Origin of the sequence: Pseudomonas fluorescens (genome assembly GCF_902497745.1) — a bacterium.
GTDB lineage: Bacteria > Pseudomonadota > Gammaproteobacteria > Pseudomonadales > Pseudomonadaceae > Aquipseudomonas > Aquipseudomonas fluorescens_BM.
Genome location: NZ_CABVHJ010000068.1, coordinates 1 through 1,182, shown reverse-complemented (window position 1 = coordinate 1,182; position 1,182 = coordinate 1). Strand labels below are relative to the sequence as shown.

At 58.3% G+C, this 1,182-nt stretch carries 2 protein-coding genes; both read right to left on the bottom strand.

The features are described from left to right. Positions 1–222: 222 nt before the first annotated feature. Entirely contained in the window at positions 223–639 is a 417-nt protein-coding gene (locus F8N44_RS31230) for a c-type cytochrome (protein ID WP_318182727.1), read from the bottom strand. A 181-nt stretch (positions 640–820) separates the two neighbouring features. After that, on the bottom strand, positions 821–1,182 hold a 362-nt coding region (locus F8N44_RS31225), incomplete at its 5' end, for a cupin domain-containing protein (protein ID WP_150653022.1).

The window sequence follows — 1,182 nt, the reverse complement described above, 5'->3', positions numbered from 1 at the left end:
TCCCTCCGGGAGAGGGCTGGGGTGAGGGGATAATAGAGGTAAGACACCGACTTGAACGTGCAGCCGTGAATCCATAATCGACGCAATCCTTCAGGTCGATGTAACTCGCAAGAGACCCCCGTCGGCCCCCTCTCCCTCCGGGAGAGGGCTGGGGTGAGGGGTTCTTGAATCGCGCCCACAAAAAAACCGTCCGAAGACGGCTTTTTTCGTCAGATGCACGCCTTATTTCAAGCCGGACATCTTCTGTATCGCGCCCTTCAGCTCGTCGTCCGAGCAATCCGCGCAGGTGCCTTTCGGAGGCATCGCGTTCAGGCCGGTGATTGCTTTAGCCAGCAGACCATCAATGCCGCCTTGTTCTTTGGCGCGCTTACCCCAAGCATCGCCATCACCGATTTTCGGCGCACCCAACAACCCGCTACCGTGGCAAGCGTTGCAGTGCTTGGCAATCACGTCATCAGGGGACTTCGCCCCGCCACCGCCGCCAGCGGAAGCGGCAACTTCCATCCCTTTGCATTCCTGCCCTTGCACACACACCTGGCCGACCGGCTCGAGGCGTTTGGCAATGTCATCATTCGTCGCAGCTTGAGCGCTGACAGCCCAGAGGGCCAATACGGTTGCTGGTGCAGCCAGCATTTTCATAATTAGATTCACGCGTTCACCCTCAATGGTGGCTATTCACGCCTGCGGCCACGGTTCGCAGGCGGGCGGAAGTATAGCGGGTAGCCCGTCACACTGAAACAACCCCATAGTCGAAGGGGTTATACCGCACGGTAGAAAAACTCTCCGGGTGCCTTTGCCGTAATGGCCTGGCGCCTCTTTGTTAAAAATTCGCCGGCGTGGCTGCGCTGATTAGTCGCGCAGGCGCGTCGAACGGATTACGGAAACGATGCGGCTTGGTACTTTCAAAATAGTAGCTGTCGCCGGCTTCGAGAATAAAAGTTTCCAGACCCACCACCAGTTCCAGACGACCTTCCACCAGAATCCCGGTTTCCTCGCCTTCATGGGTGAGCATTTCTTCGCCGGTGTCGGCGCCTGGCGGGTAGATTTCATTGAGGAAGGCGATGGCGCGACTGGGGTGCGCGCGGCCGACGAGTTTCATGGTCACGGCGCCGTCGGAAATGTCGATCAGCTCGTTGGCCTTGTAGACGATCTGGGTCGGGACTTCCTGCAGGATTTCTTCGG

Coding starts and splice junctions, on each gene's coding strand:
- F8N44_RS31230 (WP_318182727.1), bottom strand. CDS start 639: ATGAAAATGCTGGCTGCACCAGCAACCGTATTGGCCCTCTGGGCTGTC.